At 56.8% G+C, this 20060-nt stretch carries 20 protein-coding genes; 14 read left to right on the forward strand and 6 right to left on the reverse strand.

All coding sequences use genetic code 11. From position 1 onward, the window contains the following. Positions 1–4: 4 nt before the first annotated feature. Genes recF through dnaA form a run of 3 tightly spaced genes read right to left on the reverse strand, consistent with a single transcriptional unit; the run spans position 5 to position 3795 of the window. Positions 5–1108 (reverse strand): DNA replication/repair protein RecF, encoded by a 1104-nt coding sequence (gene recF, locus L8H52_RS16300; RefSeq protein WP_102355512.1) that lies wholly within the window; start codon positions 1106–1108, stop codon positions 5–7. Positions 1109–1122: 14 nt separating this feature from the next. Next, positions 1123–2226: a DNA polymerase III subunit beta gene (dnaN, locus tag L8H52_RS16305; RefSeq protein ID WP_007911887.1), complete on the reverse strand. Its 1104-nt coding sequence runs from the start codon at positions 2224–2226 to the stop codon at positions 1123–1125. Between the two features lie 39 nt (positions 2227–2265). Then, on the reverse strand, positions 2266–3795 hold the full coding sequence (dnaA, locus tag L8H52_RS16310) for a chromosomal replication initiator protein DnaA (RefSeq protein ID WP_242207936.1): 1530 nt from the start codon (positions 3793–3795) through the stop codon (positions 2266–2268). Positions 3796–4361: 566 nt separating this feature from the next. On the opposite strand from dnaA, the gene rpmH reads away from it, so the two are divergent. The 5 genes from rpmH to mnmE all read left to right on the forward strand — a co-directional run bounded on the left by rpmH (position 4362) and on the right by mnmE (position 8284). Continuing rightward, positions 4362–4496 carry a 50S ribosomal protein L34 gene (rpmH, locus tag L8H52_RS16315; RefSeq protein WP_003213577.1) on the forward strand — a complete coding sequence of 45 codons (135 nt, stop codon included), beginning with the start codon at positions 4362–4364 and terminating at the stop codon, positions 4494–4496. Positions 4497–4512: 16 nt separating this feature from the next. Further along, positions 4513–4914, forward strand: coding sequence for a ribonuclease P protein component (gene rnpA, locus L8H52_RS16320; RefSeq protein WP_042704971.1), 402 nt, complete (start codon positions 4513–4515; stop codon positions 4912–4914). After that, positions 4907–5152: a membrane protein insertion efficiency factor YidD gene (gene yidD / locus L8H52_RS16325; RefSeq protein WP_077430980.1), complete on the forward strand. Its 246-nt coding sequence runs from the start codon at positions 4907–4909 to the stop codon at positions 5150–5152. The genes rnpA and yidD overlap by 8 nt, the downstream gene beginning before the upstream one ends. 2 nt (positions 5153–5154) lie before the next feature. Beyond that, complete coding sequence (gene yidC, locus L8H52_RS16330) at positions 5155–6834, forward strand: membrane protein insertase YidC (protein WP_242207935.1); 1680 nt, start codon at positions 5155–5157, stop codon at positions 6832–6834. 79 nt (positions 6835–6913) lie between these two features. After that, positions 6914–8284, forward strand: a complete 1371-nt coding sequence (mnmE, locus tag L8H52_RS16335; protein ID WP_034152189.1) for a tRNA uridine-5-carboxymethylaminomethyl(34) synthesis GTPase MnmE — start codon at positions 6914–6916, stop codon at positions 8282–8284. Positions 8285–8327: 43 nt separating this feature from the next. Here the strand turns inward: mnmE and L8H52_RS16340 are convergent, their stop codons facing one another. From L8H52_RS16340 to L8H52_RS16350, 3 genes are all read right to left on the reverse strand, one after another. After that, positions 8328–10763 (reverse strand): TonB-dependent siderophore receptor, encoded by a 2436-nt coding sequence (locus tag L8H52_RS16340; RefSeq protein WP_242207934.1) that lies wholly within the window; start codon positions 10761–10763, stop codon positions 8328–8330. Positions 10764–10882: 119 nt separating this feature from the next. Further along, the gene (locus L8H52_RS16345) at positions 10883–11830 is read right to left on the reverse strand and encodes a FecR domain-containing protein (protein ID WP_242207933.1); all 948 of its coding nucleotides are present in this window, start codon (positions 11828–11830) and stop codon (positions 10883–10885) included. Then, positions 11830–12336: a sigma-70 family RNA polymerase sigma factor gene (locus L8H52_RS16350; RefSeq protein ID WP_242207932.1), complete on the reverse strand. Its 507-nt coding sequence runs from the start codon at positions 12334–12336 to the stop codon at positions 11830–11832. The genes L8H52_RS16345 and L8H52_RS16350 overlap by 1 nt, the downstream gene beginning before the upstream one ends. A 571-nt stretch (positions 12337–12907) precedes the next feature. Between L8H52_RS16350 and mnmG the strand changes: the two genes are divergently transcribed. From mnmG to L8H52_RS16395, 9 genes are all read left to right on the forward strand, one after another. Continuing rightward, a complete protein-coding gene (gene mnmG / locus L8H52_RS16355; protein WP_016984066.1) occupies positions 12908–14806 on the forward strand; it encodes a tRNA uridine-5-carboxymethylaminomethyl(34) synthesis enzyme MnmG in 1899 nt (632 codons plus the stop codon). After that, positions 14803–15447, forward strand: a complete 645-nt coding sequence (rsmG, locus tag L8H52_RS16360; RefSeq protein WP_064116544.1) for a 16S rRNA (guanine(527)-N(7))-methyltransferase RsmG — start codon at positions 14803–14805, stop codon at positions 15445–15447. The genes mnmG and rsmG overlap by 4 nt, the downstream gene beginning before the upstream one ends. 18 nt (positions 15448–15465) lie before the next feature. Next, complete coding sequence (locus L8H52_RS16365; RefSeq protein WP_007911909.1) at positions 15466–16263, forward strand: ParA family protein; 798 nt, start codon at positions 15466–15468, stop codon at positions 16261–16263. A 9-nt stretch (positions 16264–16272) separates the two neighbouring features. Beyond that, positions 16273–17145, forward strand: coding sequence for a ParB/RepB/Spo0J family partition protein (locus L8H52_RS16370; RefSeq protein WP_242207931.1), 873 nt, complete (start codon positions 16273–16275; stop codon positions 17143–17145). 148 nt (positions 17146–17293) lie between these two features. Then, the gene (locus L8H52_RS16375) at positions 17294–17701 is read left to right on the forward strand and encodes a F0F1 ATP synthase subunit I (RefSeq protein WP_003229783.1); all 408 of its coding nucleotides are present in this window, start codon (positions 17294–17296) and stop codon (positions 17699–17701) included. A 16-nt stretch (positions 17702–17717) separates the two neighbouring features. After that, positions 17718–18587 carry a F0F1 ATP synthase subunit A gene (atpB, locus tag L8H52_RS16380; RefSeq protein ID WP_007911917.1) on the forward strand — a complete coding sequence of 290 codons (870 nt, stop codon included), beginning with the start codon at positions 17718–17720 and terminating at the stop codon, positions 18585–18587. A 133-nt stretch (positions 18588–18720) separates the two neighbouring features. Next, positions 18721–18978, forward strand: a complete 258-nt coding sequence (atpE, locus tag L8H52_RS16385) for a F0F1 ATP synthase subunit C (RefSeq protein ID WP_003097235.1) — start codon at positions 18721–18723, stop codon at positions 18976–18978. Positions 18979–19037: 59 nt separating this feature from the next. Then, positions 19038–19508 carry a F0F1 ATP synthase subunit B gene (locus L8H52_RS16390; RefSeq protein WP_003229781.1) on the forward strand — a complete coding sequence of 157 codons (471 nt, stop codon included), beginning with the start codon at positions 19038–19040 and terminating at the stop codon, positions 19506–19508. Between the two features lie 12 nt (positions 19509–19520). Then, positions 19521–20057 (forward strand): F0F1 ATP synthase subunit delta, encoded by a 537-nt coding sequence (locus L8H52_RS16395; RefSeq protein WP_007911956.1) that lies wholly within the window; start codon positions 19521–19523, stop codon positions 20055–20057. Positions 20058–20060 lie beyond the last annotated feature (3 nt).

Genomic DNA, 20060 nt, shown 5'->3' on the forward strand with positions numbered 1-20060 from the left:
GCCTTCACTCCCGATGGTCGTGGGTCTGGGTGATACGGCCCTGTTCCACGTGGAACAGAGCGACTGGCGTTTCCGTCTGCCAGCCTTCCCTCAATAATTCGTGATCTACACAGGTGATGAACACCTGGCAGCGTAAGTCTTCCAGCAAGCGGCACAGCGCGCGGCGGTGGTTCTCGTCCAGTTCGGACGGCAGGTCATCCACCAGATAAATACACTGCCCGCGGCGGGCCTGGCTAACCAGGTGCCCTTGGGCAATCCGCAGTGCACAGACCACCAACTTCTGCTGACCCCGGGACAAGATGTCCGCGGCATTGTGTGCGCCCAATCTAAGACGCAAATCAGCCCGTTGCGGTCCCGCCTGGGTATGACCCATTTGCTGATCCCGTTGCACGGAACCGGCCAGTACGGCGCTCAATTCCCGGTCTTTGTCCCAGCCTCGGTAATAGCTGAGCGTCAAACCTTCGAGCTCAACCAGTTCGCTCAAGGTTTGTTCAAAGACTGGTTTCAAGGCTTTGATGTAAGCGCGGCGGTATTCATCGATTTCAGCGCTGGCCTGACACAGTTCTCTGTCCCAAACCGCTTGTGAAACGGCGTCAAGTGTACCATGCCGCAGCCAAGAGTTTCTCTGGCGCAGGGCCTTCTGCAAACGCTGCCAAGTGGCCATGAACCGTGGTTCGACGTGGAACACGCCCCAGTCGAGAAACTGCCGGCGAATCTTCGGCGCGCCTTCGAGCAGACGGAAGCTGTCGGGGTTGATCAACTGCAGCGGCAGGATCTCCGCCAGTTGCGCAGCGCTGCGAGCGTTCTGGCCGTCGATGCGAATCTGGAACTCGCCCTGACGATCGCGCGAGATGCCCAATGCGCTGTGGCCACCCTCGGCTAATTCAACCTGACCGAATACGGTACAGGCGAGTTGCTCATACTGGATGACCGGCAACAGACGCGTGCTGCGAAACGAACGGGCAAGCCCCAGCAGATGAATGGCTTCCAGAACACTGGTTTTGCCGCTGCCGTTGGCGCCGTAAAGAATGTTGATGCGGGGGGAGGGGGAGAAGGTCACCGGGTGCAGATTGCGCACCGCGGTGACCGAAACACGACTTAAGGACATCCAGGATCAGCTGATTACAGACGCATCGGCATGACAACGTAAGCCGAATCGTCGTTGTCGGACTCCTGCACCAGCGCACTGCTGTTGGAGTCGGACAGGATCAGACGAACCTGCTCGGTGGTCATCACGCCCAGCACGTCGAGCAAATAGCTCACGTTGAAGCCGATTTCCAGCGAGCCGCCGTTGTATTCAACGCCCACTTCTTCTTCCGCTTCTTCCTGCTCCGGGTTGTTGGCCTGGATTTTCAGCTGACCGCTGGCTAGTTGCAGACGGATACCGCGGTACTTCTCGTTGGACAGAATCGCGGTACGGCTGAACGCTTCACGCAACGCCTGGCGATCGCCGAGTACCAGCTTGTCGCCGCCCTTCGGCAGCACGCGCTCGTAGTCCGGGAACTTGCCGTCGACCAGTTTCGAGGTGAAGGTGAATTCACCAGTGGTGGCGCGGATGTGATGCTGACCCAAGACGATGCTGACATTGCCGTCCGGCTCGGTGAGCAGACGCGCCAGTTCCAGAATACCTTTGCGCGGCACAATTACCTGGTGGCGGTCCGGCTGGCCGATATCGGCTTTCATCGAGCACATGGCCAGACGGTGACCGTCGGTGGCCACGGCGCGGATGATGCCTTCGGACACTTCCAGCAGCATACCGTTGAGGTAATAACGCACGTCCTGCTGAGCCATGGCGAAGCTGGTGCGTTCGATCAAACGACGCAGTTTGCTTTGCTCCAGGCTGCAGGTCAGCGAGCCCGGACCTTCTTCAACGGTCGGGAAATCGTTGGCCGGCAGAGTCGACAGGGTGAAACGGCTGCGACCAGCCTTCACCACCAGCTTCTGCTCGTCGACCTTGATGTCGATCAGCGCATCGTTGGGCAGGCTTTTGCAGATGTCCATCAGCTTGCGCGCAGGCACGGTGATGGAGCCTGTTTCAGCCGGCTCCTCGAGTTGCACACGACCGACCAGTTCGACTTCCAGGTCGGTACCGGTCAGCGACAGTTGCTGGCCTTCGACTACCAACAGCACGTTGGACAGTACCGGCAAGGTCTGTCGACGCTCGACGACGCCTGCGACCAGTTGCAGGGGTTTCAACAGGGCTTCGCGTTGAATGGTGAAATGCATGGTCTAGTCCCTTGCCTTAATAAGCTGCGCTGGTGTTCATCAAGTGGTCAGTGTACGCAGCAGGTTCTTGTAGTCCTCGCGGATGTCCGCGTCGGATTCCTTAAGTTCGTTGATCTTGCGGCAGGCGTGCAGCACGGTGGTGTGGTCGCGACCGCCAAACACATCGCCGATTTCCGGCAGGCTGTGGTTGGTCAGTTCCTTGGACAACGCCATGGCCACCTGACGCGGACGCGCTACCGAGCGCGAACGGCGCTTGGACAGCAGGTCCGAGATCTTGATCTTGTAATACTCGGCGACGGTGCGCTGAATGTTATCCACAGAGACCAGTTTGTCCTGCAACGCCAACAGGTCTTTCAGGGATTCGCGAATCAGCTCGATGGTGATGTCGCGGCCCATGAAGTGCGAGTGGGCGATCACGCGTTTCAGCGCGCCTTCCAGCTCACGGACGTTGGAGCGAATACGCTGGGCAATGAAGAACGCGGCATCGTGCGGCAAGTCGACTTTGGCCTGGTCGGCCTTTTTCATCAAGATCGCCACCCGGGTTTCCAGTTCCGGCGGCTCGACAGCCACCGTCAGGCCCCAGCCGAAGCGGGATTTGAGGCGCTCTTCAAGACCTTCGATTTCTTTCGGGTAGCGGTCACTGGTGAGAATAACCTGCTGGCCACCTTCAAGCAGGGCGTTGAAGGTGTGGAAAAACTCTTCCTGCGAACGCTCTTTGCGGGCGAAGAACTGAATGTCGTCGATCAGCAAGGCGTCCACCGAACGGTAGAAACGCTTGAACTCGTTGATCGCGTTCAGTTGCAGCGCCTTGACCATGTCAGCGACGAAACGCTCGGAATGCAGGTAAACGACCTTGGCATTCGGGTTCTTCTTTAATAGATGGTTACCCACCGCGTGCATCAAGTGGGTTTTACCCAGACCAACGCCGCCATAAAGGAACAGAGGGTTGTAGCCGTGCTTTGGGTTATCCGCCACCTGCCAGGCCGCCGCGCGGGCGAGCTGGTTGGATTTACCTTCGACGAAGTTTTCGAAGGTGAAGGTGCGGTTCAGGTAACTGGTGTGCTTTAGCGCACCTTCGACCTGCACGGTGCGCTGTTCAGCGCGGACCGGAGCTTGTTGCGACGCGGCACCGGACATTGGATCGAAACTGTCGCGAGACGGTTCATCGCTGACTTCGGGGCTTTTCTGCGTCGAACGCTTGGCTGCCGGCGCTGCCGTCTGGATGGGGGCCGGCGTACTCACAGGCGTGGCATTTACCTGAGCCTGCTGGGAAACCTGCGCGGCTGCAAGCGGCGCATTCGGTGCGGCACGCGGAGCGGAACTGCGTTTGCTGCCTATTAATAAGGAAAGCGCCGGCGCCATGCCGTTGCCATGCTCATCCAGCAGTTCAAGGACACGACCCAGGTACTTTTCGTTGACCCAGTCCAGCACAAAACGGTTCGGTGCGTAGACGCGCAACTCGTCGCCTTCGGCTTCGACCTGTAGTGGACGGATCCAGGTGTTGAATTGTTGGGCAGGCAGCTCCTCGCGCAAAAGCTCCACGCACTGCTGCCAAAGTTCCACTGACACGGATATCCCCTAAGTTGAAAGCCGGTGAGGCAAAAACAAGCGGCCATTGTAGCGGCGAGCCGTCCACTTATCCACATGCAGGTTGCCCGGTGACCATGATTTATCAATGCGTTAAATCGAAAAAAGGCGACCAACGGTGTGTGAATAAGCTCTGTGGATAACCCCCTCTAAGGGCACTGGACAACTAGGGGTCGAACTCGGTGGATAACCTGCCTGTGGATAACAGGCCATTCCACACACAGGTTATCCGACAGCGCAGCACAGGCTGAACACGGTTTTCCACTGTAGTTGTCATTCTCTGTACATCAGGTAAACCAAGGCCTGTTGTCACTTATCCACAGAAGAAGGCGTACCTAGCTTTTATAAGCTTTACAGAAAAGCTTTAAATAGTTCCCTTCTTTATTTTTATGTATGGCAAGCAGGTGATCAGGCAAAGAACACCTGAAGATCTATTTATAAGGAAACGCTGGTTGGAAATTGACCTGAAGGCTTGCTTTCTCTAGAATCCCCGGTCTCTTAAAACGGGGGCCATTCCGGCCCGTTGTGGACGAACCAGGTAACACGACATGAAACGTACTTTCCAACCAAGCACTATCAAACGCGCCCGTACCCACGGTTTCCGTGCTCGCATGGCTACCAAGAACGGCCGCGCAGTCCTGTCGCGTCGTCGCGCCAAAGGTCGTGCGCGTCTGGCAGTTTGATAATCCGGTACTGGAGGTGAGTCAGGACTTCAGTCGGGAAAAGCGTCTGCTTACCCCCCGGCATTTCAAGGCAGTCTTTGACTCCCCTACCGGCAAGGTTCCGGGGAAAAATCTCCTGCTCCTTGCACGCAACAACGATCTTGATCACCCCCGTCTCGGGCTGGTTATCGGGAAAAAGAGCGTAAAGCTCTCCGTTGAGCGCAATCGCCTCAAACGTTTGATGCGCGAATCGTTCCGTCTGCACCAGGATTCACTGGTCGGCTGGGACATCGTTATCGTCGCGCGCAAAGGTCTGGGCGATGTAGAAAACCCCGAATTGATTCAGCATTTCGGCAAGCTCTGGAAGCGTCTGGCACGCAGCAAGCCAGTTCCAGAAGTCAAAACCGAAACTGTAGGGGTAGACAGTCCAGATGCGTAAACTGGCCCTCGTTCCGATCCAGTTTTATCGCTATGCCATTAGTCCTTTAATGGCCAACCACTGTCGTTTCTACCCCAGTTGTTCCTGCTACGCGTTAGAAGCCATCGAAAATCATGGCCTTCTGCGCGGTGGCTGGCTGGCCTTTCGTCGTTTAGGTCGCTGTCATCCGTGGAATCCCGGTGGTTATGACCCGGTTCCACCTATCCCTACCTCCCGTTCTTCTTCGATGGCCGAGTAATCATGGATATCAAACGCACGATCCTGATCGTCGCCCTGGCAATCGTGGCCTACGTTATGGTCCTTAAATGGAACCAGGACTATGGTCAGGCTGCCCTGCCGACTCAGAATGTTGCTTCCAGTACGACTACATCCGGTTTGCCGGACACCGCCACAGGCAATAATGCTGCCGCCAGTGACGATATTCCGCGCGCCGCAAGCGATACCAGCGCACCTGCCGAAACACCGGTAGCTGCCAGCAAGGATCTGATCCAGATCAAAACCGACGTGCTCGATCTTGCAATCGATCCACAAGGTGGCGATGTCGCTCAACTGACCTTGCCTCTGTATCCACGTCGTCAGGATCGTCCTGATGTTCCGTTCCAGCTGTTCGATAACGGCGGCGAACGTGTTTATCTGGCCCAAAGCGGTCTGATCGGCACCAACGGCCCGGACGCAAATCCGGCCGGTCGTCCGGTCTACTCCTCGGAGAAGAAGACTTATCAACTGGCTGACGGTCAGGACCAACTGGTCGTAGACCTGAAGTTCAGCAAGGACGGCGTCAATTACATCAAGCGTTTCACCCTGAAACGCGGCCTGTATGACGTAGCCGTTTCCTACATTGTGGATAACCAGAGCGCTCAGCCCTGGAACGGCGCAATGTTTGCTCAGTTGAAGCGTGATAACAGCGCTGATCCTTCGTCCACCACTGCTACTGGCACCGCGACCTACCTGGGCGCCGCCCTGTGGACAAGTTCCGAGCCGTACAAGAAAGTGTCCATGAAGGACATGGACAAGGCACAGCTGAAAGAAACCGTCACCGGTGGTTGGGTAGCCTGGCTGCAACACTACTTTGTGACTGCGTGGATTCCGGCCAAGGGCGAAAACAACGTCGTCCAGACCCGTAAAGACAGCAAAGGCAACTACATCATCGGTTACACCGGTCCTACATTGACCGCTGCACCGGGTGGCAAAGTTGAAACCAGCGCTGTGCTGTATGCCGGTCCGAAAAGCCAGGCTGTGCTGAAAGAGTTGTCCCCAGGTCTGGAACTGACCGTCGACTACGGCATTCTGTGGTTCATTGCCCAGCCAATCTTCTGGCTGCTGCAACACATCCACGCCATTGTCGGTAACTGGGGCTGGTCGATCATTTTCCTGACCATGCTGATCAAGGGGCTTTTCTTCCCTCTGTCGGCTGCCAGCTACAAATCGATGGCGCGCATGCGTGCCGTTGCACCGAAACTGGCTGCACTGAAAGAACAACATGGCGATGACCGGCAGAAAATGTCGCAAGCCATGATGGAGCTGTACAAGAAAGAGAAGATCAATCCGCTGGGCGGCTGCTTGCCGATCCTCGTGCAGATGCCGGTTTTCCTTTCGCTGTACTGGGTTCTGCTGGAAAGCGTGGAAATGCGCCAGGCGCCGTTCATGCTGTGGATCACTGACCTGTCGATCAAGGATCCGTTCTTCATTCTGCCGATCATCATGGGCGCAACCATGTTCATCCAGCAGCAGCTGAACCCGACTCCGCCGGATCCGATGCAGGCGAAGGTCATGAAAATGATGCCAATCATCTTCACCTTCTTCTTCCTGTGGTTCCCTGCAGGTCTGGTGCTGTACTGGGTTGTGAACAACTGCCTGTCCATCACCCAACAGTGGTACATCACGCGTAAGATCGAACGGGCTACCAAAGCAGCCGCTTGATTTACACTGTGGATAACCACTCAAAACGCCCCCTAGTGGGGCGTTTTGCTATCTGTCATTTTTGTCTGGATTCCGGTTAATGAGCGTACCTCGTGAAACCATCGCCGCCGTCGCCACCGCTCAAGGTCGTGGTGGTGTGGGCATCGTCCGTATTTCCGGGCCGTTGGCCAGCGTGGCGGCAAAAGCCATCAGCGGCCGTGAACTGAAACCACGTTACGCCCATTACGGCCCGTTTTTCAGCGACGACCAGCAGGTGCTGGACGAAGGCCTGGCGCTGTATTTCCCGGGACCGAACTCGTTCACCGGCGAAGACGTTCTGGAATTGCAGGGCCACGGTGGCCCGATCGTTCTGGATATGTTGCTCAAGCGTTGCCTGGAATTGGGTTGCCGCTTGGCCCGTCCGGGTGAGTTCAGTGAACGTGCCTTCCTCAACGACAAGCTCGATCTGGCCCAGGCCGAGGCCATCGCCGATTTGATCGAAGCCAGTTCCGCACAGGCTGCGCGTAATGCTCTGCGTTCCTTGCAAGGTGCGTTTTCCCAGCGTGTGCATAACCTGACCGAACAACTGATCGGCCTGCGCATCTACGTCGAAGCCGCCATCGACTTCCCGGAAGAAGAAATCGACTTTCTCGCCGATGGCCACGTGTTGAGCATGCTCGACAAAGTCCGTGATGAGTTATCCACAGTACTGCGTGAAGCCGGGCAGGGTGCGTTGTTGCGCGATGGCATGACCGTGGTGATTGCCGGTCGTCCGAATGCTGGCAAGTCCAGCCTGTTGAATGCGTTAGCCGGTCGCGAAGCGGCGATCGTCACCGAGATAGCCGGCACCACCCGCGATATTCTGCGCGAACATATCCACATCGATGGCATGCCGCTGCATGTTGTCGATACCGCAGGACTGCGTGACACCGATGATCATGTGGAAAAGATCGGGGTTGAGCGGGCATTGAAGGCTATCGGTGAGGCCGATCGAGTGTTGTTGGTGGTCGACGCGACCGCCCCGGAAGCGCTGGACCCGTTTGCGTTGTGGCCGGAGTTTCTCGAAACCCGACCTGATCCGGCGAAAGTTACCCTGATCCGTAACAAAGCCGACCTGACCGGCGAAGCGATTGTCCTGGAAACCAGCGAAGACGGGCACGTGACGATCAGCCTCAGCGCCAAGTCGGCTGGTGAAGGATTGGATCTTCTACGCGATCATCTCAAGGCGTGCATGGGTTACGAACAAACGTCGGAAAGCAGCTTCAGTGCACGTCGTCGGCATCTGGAAGCCTTGCGCCATGCCAGCGCTGCGCTGGAACACGGCCGCGCTCAGTTGACCCTGGCTGGCGCTGGCGAGTTACTGGCCGAAGATCTGCGCCAGGCCCAGCATTCTCTCGGTGAAATCACCGGGGCTTTCAGCTCTGATGATCTGCTCGGAAGAATCTTTTCCAGCTTCTGCATTGGCAAATGAAAAAAGGGGCTGTGGAGAATTTATCCACAGCCCCTTTTTCGTATTACCAGTTGTAGGAAACAGTACCGAGCAGGGTGCGATCTTCACCCCAGTAGCAACGGCCAGCGTCGTTGCAACCTGACACATATTCCTTGTCGAACAGGTTCTTCGCGTTCAGGTCGACGCTCCAGTGCGTGTCGATCTGATAGCCGATCGCCGCGTCTACCAACGTGACATCGCCGGCATCGAGCTTTCCGTAGAGAGAAGGCGAGGTGTAGGCGAAGGCACTGTCGAAGTAACGCACACCACCGCCCACGTACAGACCTTTCAAGTCGCCATCGAGGAAACGGTATTTCGCCCAGACCGAAGCCTGATTACGCGGCACGCCGGTCATTTGATGGCCTTTGACCAATGACGTCGCGGCATCCTTGGTGATTCGGGCGTCGGTGTAGGTGTAGGCCGCGGTTACGTTGAGGTTCTGCGTCAGGTTGCTGTTGAGCTCCAGTTCCACACCCTTGGAACGGCTTTCGCCCACTTGGCGGTAGCTCGACGTGGTGGCGTCGAAGTAGGTGTCGTCTTTTTTGCGCAGGTCATACACCGACGCAGTGAAGGCAGTGTCCCAGCCGATCGGTTCGTACTTCAGGCCCACTTCGTATTGGCTGCTGGTGATTGGGTCGAGTGGCGCGCCCGCATTGGAAATCTGCTGCACCGGCACGAACGAGGTGGAATAGCTGACATACGGCGTCATGCCGTTGTCGAACTGGTACATCACGCCGCCCTGATAGGTGAATTTCTTATCCTCGGAGCTGATGTCGCTCGACTGGGCCACCTTGTCGCGAAAATCACTGTCGACCCAATCCTGACGGCCACCGAGCAGGAACAGCCAGTGGTCATATTTGCTCTGGATCTGTGCATAAACCCCTTTCATCTGTTGTTCAAGCAAGGTGTTTTGCACCGCAATCGGTGTGGTCGGGGCGCGCAGGTACACCGGGTTATACACATCGATCGGCCCGACGATGCCGGCGTTCCAGTCCTGATTGAACGAGGTGCGATCGTAGCTGGCGCCGAACAGCACGGTGTTCTCCAGACCGCCGACCTGGAATTTGCCTTCCAGTTGGTTATCCAGCGAATACACCATCGATCTGTTGTAGCGATCGTAGGCCGTCATGTTCAGGCGTGTGCCGAAACCGGCATTGTTGAGGTTGCCCGGCCAGGTTTCATGACGGGTAATACGCGACTGCATGTAGCGCGAGTTCTGCCGGAACTGCCAATCATCATCGAAGGAGTGGCTGAACTCGTAACCGGTGCTCCAGGTTTCCCGTTCGAAGGTGTTCCAGTCCGGGTCGCCGAGCATGGTGCCTTTGGATAACTTGCCGTTGGGGTTTGTCAGTAAAGTCCCGGCGGCCGGTAGGCCAAGTTCCATATTGGTGTGATCCTTCTGGTAGTTGGCCAGCAGGGTCAGCGTGTTGTAATCGTCGAAATTCAGAGTCAGGGAGGGTGCGATGTAGATGCGGTCGTCCGGAACATGATCGGTCTGGGTGTCGGACTTGCGCCCAAGCATCACTACGCGCCCGAGCACGTTGCCGCTGTCATTGAGCGGGCCGGAGACATCGACGCCGATCTGCCGGCGATTATTCGAGCCATAACCCAATTGCACTTCGCCTTGCGGTGCGGCAGTTGGGCGTTTGCTCACCAGATTGACCAGACCGCCCGGTGCGTTTTCTCCATACAGTAGAGAAGACGGGCCACGGAAAATCTCGACGCGCTCAAGTCCGTAAGGCTCGGTGCTGGTGTCGTAGCGATTGCCCTGTACGCGTAGTCCATCGCGCAACAGACCGTAGCCGTAATCGGTGGCGTTGAAACCACGAATGTAGAACAGATCCCCGGCAAGGCTATCGCCGGCGGCGAACGGTGGGGCAAAGATCCCCGGCACGTAGCCGAGTACCTCGGTGAGTGTCTGAGATTTCTGATCCTTCATGCGCTGGGCGGTTACAACGGATACCGAGCGCGGCGTTTCCGACAACGGCGTACTGGTTTTCGTACCAATCCGGCTGTTCTGCGCCTTGTAACCGACGTCGGCGGCGTAATCCAGATTCATCGGATTGGCCAACTGACCGTTGATGTTGGTCGGGGCCAGCTCCAATGAATCACCGTTCGGAAGCGCCTGCAGAATGTAACTGCCCGGCGCCTGCGGTACGGATTGCAAACCCGAGCCTTGCAGCAGTTGGGCGAAACCCTGGTCGACGGTGAAGTTGCCGTTCAACCCGACGCTGCGCAAGCGGCTGGTCTGTTGCGGCGAGAACGACAGAATCACGTTGGCGGCCGAGGCGAACTGGCTCAGTGCATTGTCCAGCGGGCCCGCTGCAATCGCATAACGCTGGGTGGTCGATGCAGCGACGGCGTTATGGCTAATCACCAGACAGGATGCGGCGCTGGTCATCAGTAAGCTGTAGGCAATGCAATGGTAGGAAAAACGCTGACGAAACGTGGGAAGACGCATGTGTGGATAAGCCCTGAAGGTGGCAAAGAGCCGCGTTTATCGCGATTACCTGAAGGGCCGGGTCAGGGCAAAAAAAGATAACCCTGTTGTCGATTTATTTTCCCCAGGTGAAATTTCAATCAAGTGTTGTGGCTGATCGAGATCCAGTAACGAGTGAAATAGCGCACGTTAATCGGTAGTGACGCCTGAAGGTTGGCCAGGACTGCATCGGTGGAGTTGAGGCGAAATGTCCCGGAGACACGCAGCTCCCGGGCTCGCGCATCGCAATGTAAAACACCGCTGCGATAGCGGCCCAATTCGTCGATGACATGGCCCAAACGTGCATCAAGCACGATCAACTGGCCGTTGATCCATGCCACTTCAGAGGACTTGAAGGGATGAATGAAGCCGATGTGCTGACGATCGAAATCCGCGCCTTCGCCTGCCTGCAGAATTCTTGCGGCCGTTGATGCATCCGCGGGCTGAACACTGACCCGGTCTTCCAGCACTCCAACTCGGGTAGAGCCCGACAGCTGGTGAACGGAGAAACGGGTGCCGAGTGCTTGAATCCGGCCATCCCGGGTTTCGACGAAAAAGGGCCGTTGATCGCCAAGTTTGCCGGTTTGAATGAGGATTTCACCCGAGCGCAAACGAATCAGTCGATGTGCCGCATCGAAAGACACATCAATGGCAGTGTCGGTGTTGAGTTGAATCTGGCTGCCGTCGGCCAACGCGATGTTGCGGCGCTGACCAACCCCGGTCTTATAGTCGGCCCAGACATTCCTCAGAGATGGGTGTTGCTGAACATTCCAGCCAACGAACCCCGTCCCCGCTGCGAGCAGCAACAATTTCAGCACCTGGCGGCGTTGCTGACCGTTATTCAGTGCGCGACGTTTCAGATCCTGCGGCAGGGTGCCGAGGTGGCGCTGCAATTGTTCCATCTGGTTCCACGCCGCCAGATGCGCAGGGTCGCTATCTATCCACAGCTGCCACGCCTTCTGTTCGGCGAGCGTTGGCGGATCCGCCTGAAACTGCACATACCAGCTGGCAGCCGCTTCGAAGATCTGGCGATTGGGGGCGATGGCCATCAACGTTGCGCCATGATCAGGGCACATTCCGTCAGAGCGCGGATCATGTGCTTCTTTACGGTGGTCAGTGAAACCTTTAACTGCAGAGCGATCTGTTGATAAGTCAGACCATCAATCTGCGAGAGCATGAAGATCTGCTGGCTTCTGGCGCCGAGCCCGGCCAAGGCTTTATCCACAGCGACCAGGGTTTCGATGATCAGCGCCTTGTCTTCCTCGCTGATGGCAGTGGCTTGCGGTCGAGCCGCGAGGGTCTGCAAATAAGCGACTTCGATAGCCTGCCTTCTATAACGATCAATGACCAGACCGCGCGCGATGGTCGCCAGATAATCTCGTGGCTCGCGGATCTGCGCGGCATTACGCGCCGCCAGAATCCGCACAAACGTGTCATGCGCGACATCGGCGGCATCGCAGGCGTCATGCAATTTGCCCTTGAGCCAGCCATATAGCCACGAATGGTGTTGCTCGTAGATTTGCTCGATCGCAGCGTTATGGGCGGGTAAGGACATGGGGAAGAACTGATGAGTTAATGATAATGCCTATTATTAGCCCCTGTTACGTTCTCTCACAATAGCCCTCGCACTTCCCTCCATCGGCTTCTTCATCGCCAGCGAACCCTCGTTGGCGATTTTTTTGCGTCCCGAATACGCTGTTTTATCGACTTTCTGTAGATTAAGCCCTGTGAATAACTGCCACTAAGGGCAGTTGATAACAGGGCCTGAAAACTGGATATAACCCCCTCTGTGGATAACCATCCCTTTCATCCACAGGCTTAAACCGGTTATCCAAGGCCCTCATTGGCACATGATCACAGGGTTTTGAAACTCTGTACATATTGAATATCAAGGCCTGTAGCGATCTATCCACAGAAATGATGCTCAGTAGAAATAAACATAAAAACAAAGGTTTTATAAATTTCTCTCTTTTTTATTCTTTTAACCTCGAGTTCTCCACAGCTGGTTAAATTTTGTGCAAAGGGTTCTTTAGGAAGGGCGAAGTCCCTATACTTGTCGACCAGGTCCAGAAACCTGATCTCAAACTATTCCTGAATTACCTACTTAAGCAGGCACGAGGTGCGTGGTGGATTTCCCTTCCCGTTTTGAAGTGATCGTCATCGGCGGCGGTCATGCCGGTACCGAGGCAGCACTGGCCTCAGCACGTATGGGGGCAAAAACCCTGTTGCTGACGCATAACGTGGAAACCCTCGGTGCCATGAGTTGCAACCCGGCCATCGGTGGCATTGGCAAAAGCCATCTGGTCAAGGAAATCGATGCCCTCGGCGGCGCGATGGCCACGGCTACCGATTTGGGTGGCATCCAGTTTCGCGTGTTGAACAGCCGCAAAGGCCCGGCGGTGCGTGCAACCCGCGCTCAGGCCGACCGGATTCTGTACAAAGCCGCTGTCCGCGAAATCCTCGAAAACCAGCCGAACCTGTGGATATTTCAACAAGCCGCTGACGACCTGATCGTCGAGCAGGAACAAGTCCGTGGTGTTGTCACGCAAATGGGTCTGCGTTTCTTCGCTGATTCCGTGGTGTTGACCACCGGTACGTTCCTCGGCGGACTTATCCACATTGGTTTGCAGAATTTTTCTGGCGGTCGTGCCGGTGATCCGCCGTCAATCGCCCTGGCTCACCGTTTGCGTGAACTGCCATTGCGTGTCGGTCGTTTGAAAACCGGGACACCGCCGCGTATCGATGGCAAGTCTGTGGATTTCTCGGTGATGACCGAGCAACCGGGCGATACGCCGATTCCGGTGATGTCGTTCATGGGCAACAAAGAACAACATCCACGCCAGGTCAGCTGCTGGATTACTCACACGAACGCCCGCACCCACGAAATCATCGCGGCGAACCTCGACCGTTCGCCGATGTATTCCGCTGCCGGTGAAATCGAGGGCATCGGCCCGCGTTATTGCCCGTCGATTGAAGACAAGATCCACCGCTTTGCCGACAAGGAAAGCCATCAGGTGTTCATCGAACCGGAAGGTTTGACCACCCATGAGCTGTACCCGAACGGGATATCCACAAGCTTGCCGTTCGACGTGCAATTGCAGATCGTGCAATCGATCCGCGGCATGGAAAACGCGCACATCGTGCGTCCGGGTTATGCGATCGAGTACGACTACTTCGATCCGCGCGACCTGAAGTACAGCCTGGAAACCAAAGTCATCGGCGGTCTGTTTTTCGCCGGGCAAATCAACGGCACCACCGGTTACGAAGAAGCGGGTGCGCAAGGTTTGCTTGCTGGTGCCAACGCCGCACTGCGCGCCAAGGGCAAAGAAGCCTGGTGCCCGCGTCGCGATGAAGCGTATATCGGTGTGTTGGTCGACGACCTGATCACCCTCGGCACCCAAGAGCCGTACCGCATGTTCACTTCCCGTGCCGAGTACCGCCTGATTCTGCGCGAGGACAACGCCGACCTGCGTCTGACCGAAAAAGGTCGCGAACTCGGCTTGGTCGATGACGCGCGTTGGGCGGCCTTCTGCAAGAAACGCGAAAGCATCGAACTCGAAGAACAGCGCCTGAAAAGCACCTGGGTTCGCCCGAATACTCAGCAGGGCGATGCGATTGCCGAAAAGTTCGGCACGCCGCTGACCCACGAATACAACTTGCTCAACCTCTTGAGCCGTCCGGAAATCGACTACGCTGGTCTGGTCGAAGTAACCGGCAACGGCGCCGAAGATCCACAGGTCGCCGAGCAGGTTGAAATCAAGACCAAATACGCCGGTTATATCGACCGTCAACAGGACGAAATCGCCCGTCTGCGCGCCAGTGAAGACACGAAATTGCCTGTGGATATCGATTACACCAACATTTCCGGTCTCTCCAAGGAGATCCAGAGCAAGCTCGGCGCGACTCGACCAGAGACGCTGGGCCAGGCTTCGCGGATCCCGGGCGTGACCCCGGCAGCGATTTCGCTGTTGATGATTCATTTGAAAAAACGCGGCGCGGGCCGTCAGTTGGAGCAAAGCGCTTGAGTTCTAAGGTCACTTCGCAACACGCCGAAGAGTTATCCACAGGAGCCCGCGAGCTCGGTGTCCATCTCACTGAAACCCAGCACGAATTGCTGCTGGGTTATCTGGCCCTGTTGATCAAATGGAACCAGGCCTACAACCTGACTGCCGTGCGCGATCCGGACGAAATGGTTTCGCGGCATTTGCTCGATAGTCTCAGCGTCATGTCGTTCATCGAAAACGGTCGCTGGCTCGACGTCGGTAGCGGCGGCGGCATGCCGGGAATCCCGTTGGCGATCCTGTATCCGGATTCGCAAGTGACTTGTCTGGACAGCAACGGCAAGAAAACCCGCTTCCTGACTCAGGTCAAACTCGAACTCAAACTGGATAACCTGCAAGTTATCCACAGTCGTGTCGAAGCCTTCCAGCCTGCACAGCCGTTCAACGGGATCATTTCCCGGGCGTTCAGCAGCATGGAAAACTTCACCAACTGGACTCGCCACCTCGGCGATGCCGATACACGCTGGCTGGCAATGAAGGGCGTTCATCCGGCCGATGAGCTGGTAGCATTGCCGGCAGACTTCAAACTCGATAGCGAACACGCCCTGGCCGTACCCGGTTGCCAAGGCCAACGCCATCTGCTGATACTGCGCCGCACGGCATGATTGGGAACACAAGCAAGAATGGCTAAGGTATTCGCGATAGCGAACCAAAAGGGTGGTGTGGGCAAGACCACCACCTGCATCAACCTCGCAGCATCCCTGGTCGCGACCAAGCGCCGGGTGTTGTTGATCGATCTCGATCCACAGGGCAACGCCACCATGGGTAGCGGTGTGGATAAACACGGCCTGGAAAACTCGGTCTACGACCTGCTGATCGGTGAATGCGATCTGGCCCAGGCCATGCACTATTCCGAGCACGGCGGTTACCAACTGCTGCCGGCCAACCGCGATTTGACGGCGGCCGAAGTGGTGCTGCTGGAAATGCAGATGAAGGAAAGCCGTCTGCGCAGCGCGCTGGCGCCGATCCGTGAAAACTACGATTACATTCTGATCGACTGCCCGCCGTCGCTGTCGATGCTCACGCTGAACGCGCTGGTCGCCGCTGACGGGGTGATTATCCCCATGCAGTGCGAGTACTTCGCGCTCGAAGGCTTGAGCGACCTTGTGGATAACATCAAGCGCATCGCTGAATTGCTCAATCCGAATCTGAAAGTCGAAGGCCTGCTGCGGACCATGTATGACCCGCGCCTGAGCCTGATGAACGACGTTTCGGCGCAGCTCAAGGAACACTTCGGCGAGCAGCTGTACGACACGGTGATCCCGCGCAACATCCGCCTGGCCGAAGCGCCGAGCTACGGCATGCCGGCGCTGGCGTACGACAAGCAATCGCGTGGCGCCCTGGCTTATCTGGCCCTGGCTGGCGAGATGGTTCGCCGTCAGCGCAAAAATTCACGCATCGCCGCCGCTCAGGCAACTTAAGGAATCCCCATGGCCGTCAAGAAACGAGGTCTCGGACGTGGACTGGATGCACTGCTGAGTGGTCCGACCGTCAGCGCGCTGGAAGAACAAGCCGCGCAAGCTGACACCCGTGAGTTGCAACACCTGCCGCTTGATCTGCTGCAGCGTGGCAAGTATCAGCCGCGCCGGGACATGGATCCGCAGGCGCTGGAAGAGCTGGCGCTGTCGATCAAGGCTCAAGGCGTAATGCAGCCGATCGTGGTACGCCCGATTGGCGGTGGTCGTTTTGAAATCATCGCCGGTGAACGCCGCTGGCGCGCGAGCCAGCAAGCCGGGCAGGAAACCATCCCGGCGATGGTGCGCGACGTACCGGATGAAACCGCAATCGCCATTGCGCTGATCGAAAACATCCAGCGTGAAGACCTCAACCCGATCGAAGAAGCGGTGGCCCTGCAGCGTTTGCAGCAGGAGTTCCAGCTGACGCAGCAGCAGGTCGCCGAGGCTGTGGGTAAGTCCCGCGTCACTGTGGCTAACCTGTTGCGGCTTATTGCACTGCCGGAAGTCATCAAGACCATGCTGTCCCACGGTGACCTGGAAATGGGTCATGCCCGTGCTTTGCTCGGTCTGCCGGACAATCAGCAGGTGGAAGGGGCGCGACATGTTGTCGCACGCGGCCTGACTGTGCGCCAAACTGAGGCGTTGGTTCGCCAGTGGTTGAGTGGCAAACCGGAGCCTGTGGAAGCGACCAAAACCGACCCGGATATTGCTCGTCTCGAACAGCGTCTGGCCGAGCGCCTAGGCTCTGCGGTGCAGATTCGCCACGGCAAGAAGGGAAAGGGGCAGTTGGTGATCGGTTACAACTCTCTCGATGAGCTTCAAGGTGTGCTCGCACACATCCGCTGAAACATTTCCTCATGTAGCGCGCAGTCGGAAATCACTACCTGACAGTTGAATAGGGGCAGAACCGCCCCTATACTCTGCGCGCATTTTGTCGGCACAAATTATGCCAAGTTATTGAATTCTGGCAGCCGACCATTGGAGAGCAATAGTGATGGAAACCCGCAAGCCAAACCGCCTGCCGTTCCATCGCCTGGCGGTTTTTCCGGTGTTGATGGCTCAATTTGTCATTTTGCTCATTGCCGCTTTGGCGCTCTGGCAATGGCACGGAGTCGTTGCCGGATACTCGGGACTTTGCGGAGGCCTGATAGCCTTGCTGCCCAATGTTTATTTTGCTCACAAGGCATTTCGGTTTTCCGGCGCCCGAGCAGCCCAGTCCATCGTACGGTCATTTTATGCCGGCGAGGCAGGCAAACTGATTTTGACGGCAGTGCTCTTTGCACTGGTGTTTGCAGGTGTGAAGCCACTGGCGCCGATAGCTGTATTCGGCGCGTTCGTGCTGACTCAGTCGGTCAGCTGGTTCGCTCCCCTGCTGATGAGAACAAGACTTTCGAGACCTTAGGGCGTTTGAGGCAACCATGGCAGAAACAACCGCTTCGGGCTATATCCAGCACCACTTGCAGAACCTGACCTTCGGTCAGCTACCTAACGGCGGCTGGGGCTTTGCCCATACCGCAGCAGAAGCCAAAGAAATGGGCTTCTGGGCTTTCCACGTCGATACCCTCGGCTGGTCGGTCGCGTTGGGTCTGATCTTCGTACTTCTTTTCCGCATGGCGGCAAAGAAAGCGACTTCGGGTCAGCCGGGTGCTTTGCAGAACTTCGTTGAAGTATTGGTCGAATTCGTCGATGGCAGCGTGAAAGACAGCTTCCATGGCCGTAGCCCGGTGATTGCGCCGCTGGCACTGACCATCTTCGTCTGGGTGTTCCTGATGAACGCCGTCGACCTGGTACCGGTCGACTGGATTCCTCAGCTGGCCATCCTGATCTCCGGTGACCACCACATCCCGTTCCGCGCCGTGTCGACTACCGACCCGAACGCGACCCTGGGCATGGCGTTCTCGGTTTTCGCACTGATCATTTTCTATAGCATCAAGGTCAAGGGCTTCGGCGGCTTCATCGGCGAACTGACCCTGCACCCGTTCGGCAGCAAGAACATCTTCGTTCAAGCCCTGCTGATCCCGGTGAACTTCCTGCTGGAATTCGTGACCCTGATCGCTAAACCGATCTCTCTGGCTCTGCGTCTGTTCGGCAACATGTATGCCGGCGAGCTGGTGTTCATTCTGATCGCTGTGATGTTCGGCAGCGGCCTGCTCTGGCTGAGCGGCCTGGGCGTTGTTCTGCAGTGGGCGTGGGCTGTGTTCCACATCCTGATCATCACGCTGCAGGCGTTCATCTTCATGATGCTGACCATCGTCTACCTGTCGATGGCGCACGAAGAAAACCATTAAGGCCAGTCTCGACTAGTCTGATGTCCTTCCCGGTCAAACGGGAAGGGGCTCTTCACAGGGCAACTGAAACGATTTGTTTTACCGCTTTAATCTAAAAAACCTAAACCATACGACGTAAAAGTCGGGAGGAAAGATGGAAACTGTAGTTGGTCTAACCGCTATCGCTGTTGCACTGTTGATCGGCCTGGGCGCACTGGGTACCGCAATTGGTTTCGGCCTGCTGGGCGGCAAGTTCCTGGAAGGCGCAGCGCGTCAGCCAGAAATGGTTCCAATGCTGCAAGTTAAAATGTTCATCGTTGCCGGTCTGCTCGACGCCGTAACCATGATCGGTGTTGGTATCGCTCTGTTCTTCACCTTTGCGAACCCGTTCGTTGGTCAGATCGCTGGCTAATTACCCGGATTCTTCCGAGTAATTTGATGTGATGGACAACGTAACTGCGAGGTGTTGGCGTGAACATTAATGCGACCCTGATTGGCCAGTCCGTTGCGTTCCTGATTTTTGTACTGTTCTGCATGAAGTATGTATGGCCTCCGGTCATCGCTGCTCTGCACGAACGTCAAAAGAAGATCGCTGATGGTCTGGACGCTGCCAGCCGTGCAGCTCGCGACCTGGAGTTGGCCCAAGAAAAAGCGGGTCAGCAACTGCGCGAAGCGAAAGCTCAGGCAGCTGAAATCATCGAGCAAGCCAAGAAACGCGGTAACCAGATTGTCGAAGAGGCCGTTGAAAAGGCCCGTGTCGATGCTGACCGTGTGAAGGTTCAGGCTCAAGCCGAGATCGAACAGGAACTGAACAGTGTCAAAGACAAGCTGCGCGCCCAAGTGGGTTTGCTGGCTGTCGGCGGCGCCGAGAAGATCCTGGGTGCCACAATCGATCAAAACGCGCACGCAGAGCTGGTTAACCAACTGGCTGCTGAAATCTAAGCGAGGGCGATCATGGCAGAACTGACCACGTTGGCCCGACCTTACGCTAAGGCGGCCTTCGAGCACGCTCAGGCCCACCAGCAACTGGCCAATTGGTCAGCCATGCTCGGCCTGGCTGCAGCGGTGTCACAAGATGACACCATGCAGCGCGTGCTCAAGGCCCCGCGACTGACGAGCGCAGAAAAGGCCGCCACGTTTATTGACGTGTGCGGCGACAAGTTTGATGCGAAGGCACAGAACTTCATCAATGTCGTTGCCGAAAACGACCGTCTCCCGCTTCTGCCGGAGATTGCCGCTCTTTTCGACCTGTACAAGGCCGAACAAGAGAAGTCGGTAGACGTTGAAGTGACCAGTGCTTTTGCATTGAACCAAGAACAGCAAGACAAACTCGCCAAGGTTCTCAGTGCACGACTCAACCGGGAAGTGCGCCTGCAAGTTGCGGAGGATGCTGCCCTAATAGGTGGTGTCGTCATCCGCGCCGGCGACCTGGTTATCGATGGCTCGATTCGCGGCAAAATCGCGAAACTTGCCGAAGCATTGAAATCTTGAGTT

Source organism: Pseudomonas sp. CROZ-RG-20F-R04-15, from assembly GCF_022662375.1.
Lineage (GTDB): Bacteria > Pseudomonadota > Gammaproteobacteria > Pseudomonadales > Pseudomonadaceae > Aquipseudomonas.

Excerpts from the sequence above, each read along its gene's own strand:
- recF (WP_102355512.1), bottom strand. The coding sequence starts at position 1,108 with ATGTCCTTAAGTCGTGTTTCGGTCACCGCGGTGCGCAATCTGCACCCG.
- dnaN (WP_007911887.1), bottom strand. The coding sequence starts at position 2,226 with ATGCATTTCACCATTCAACGCGAAGCCCTGTTGAAACCCCTGCAACTG.
- rpmH (WP_003213577.1), top strand. The coding sequence starts at position 4,362 with ATGAAACGTACTTTCCAACCAAGCACTATCAAACGCGCCCGTACCCAC.
- yidD (WP_077430980.1), top strand. The coding sequence starts at position 4,907 with ATGCGTAAACTGGCCCTCGTTCCGATCCAGTTTTATCGCTATGCCATT.
- yidC (WP_242207935.1), top strand. The coding sequence starts at position 5,155 with ATGGATATCAAACGCACGATCCTGATCGTCGCCCTGGCAATCGTGGCC.
- mnmE (WP_034152189.1), top strand. The coding sequence starts at position 6,914 with ATGAGCGTACCTCGTGAAACCATCGCCGCCGTCGCCACCGCTCAAGGT.
- L8H52_RS16340 (WP_242207934.1), bottom strand. The coding sequence starts at position 10,763 with ATGCGTCTTCCCACGTTTCGTCAGCGTTTTTCCTACCATTGCATTGCC.
- L8H52_RS16345 (WP_242207933.1), bottom strand. The coding sequence starts at position 11,830 with ATGGCCATCGCCCCCAATCGCCAGATCTTCGAAGCGGCTGCCAGCTGG.
- L8H52_RS16350 (WP_242207932.1), bottom strand. The coding sequence starts at position 12,336 with ATGTCCTTACCCGCCCATAACGCTGCGATCGAGCAAATCTACGAGCAA.
- L8H52_RS16365 (WP_007911909.1), top strand. The coding sequence starts at position 15,466 with ATGGCTAAGGTATTCGCGATAGCGAACCAAAAGGGTGGTGTGGGCAAG.
- L8H52_RS16370 (WP_242207931.1), top strand. The coding sequence starts at position 16,273 with ATGGCCGTCAAGAAACGAGGTCTCGGACGTGGACTGGATGCACTGCTG.
- L8H52_RS16375 (WP_003229783.1), top strand. The coding sequence starts at position 17,294 with ATGGAAACCCGCAAGCCAAACCGCCTGCCGTTCCATCGCCTGGCGGTT.
- atpB (WP_007911917.1), top strand. The coding sequence starts at position 17,718 with ATGGCAGAAACAACCGCTTCGGGCTATATCCAGCACCACTTGCAGAAC.
- atpE (WP_003097235.1), top strand. The coding sequence starts at position 18,721 with ATGGAAACTGTAGTTGGTCTAACCGCTATCGCTGTTGCACTGTTGATC.
- L8H52_RS16395 (WP_007911956.1), top strand. The coding sequence starts at position 19,521 with ATGGCAGAACTGACCACGTTGGCCCGACCTTACGCTAAGGCGGCCTTC.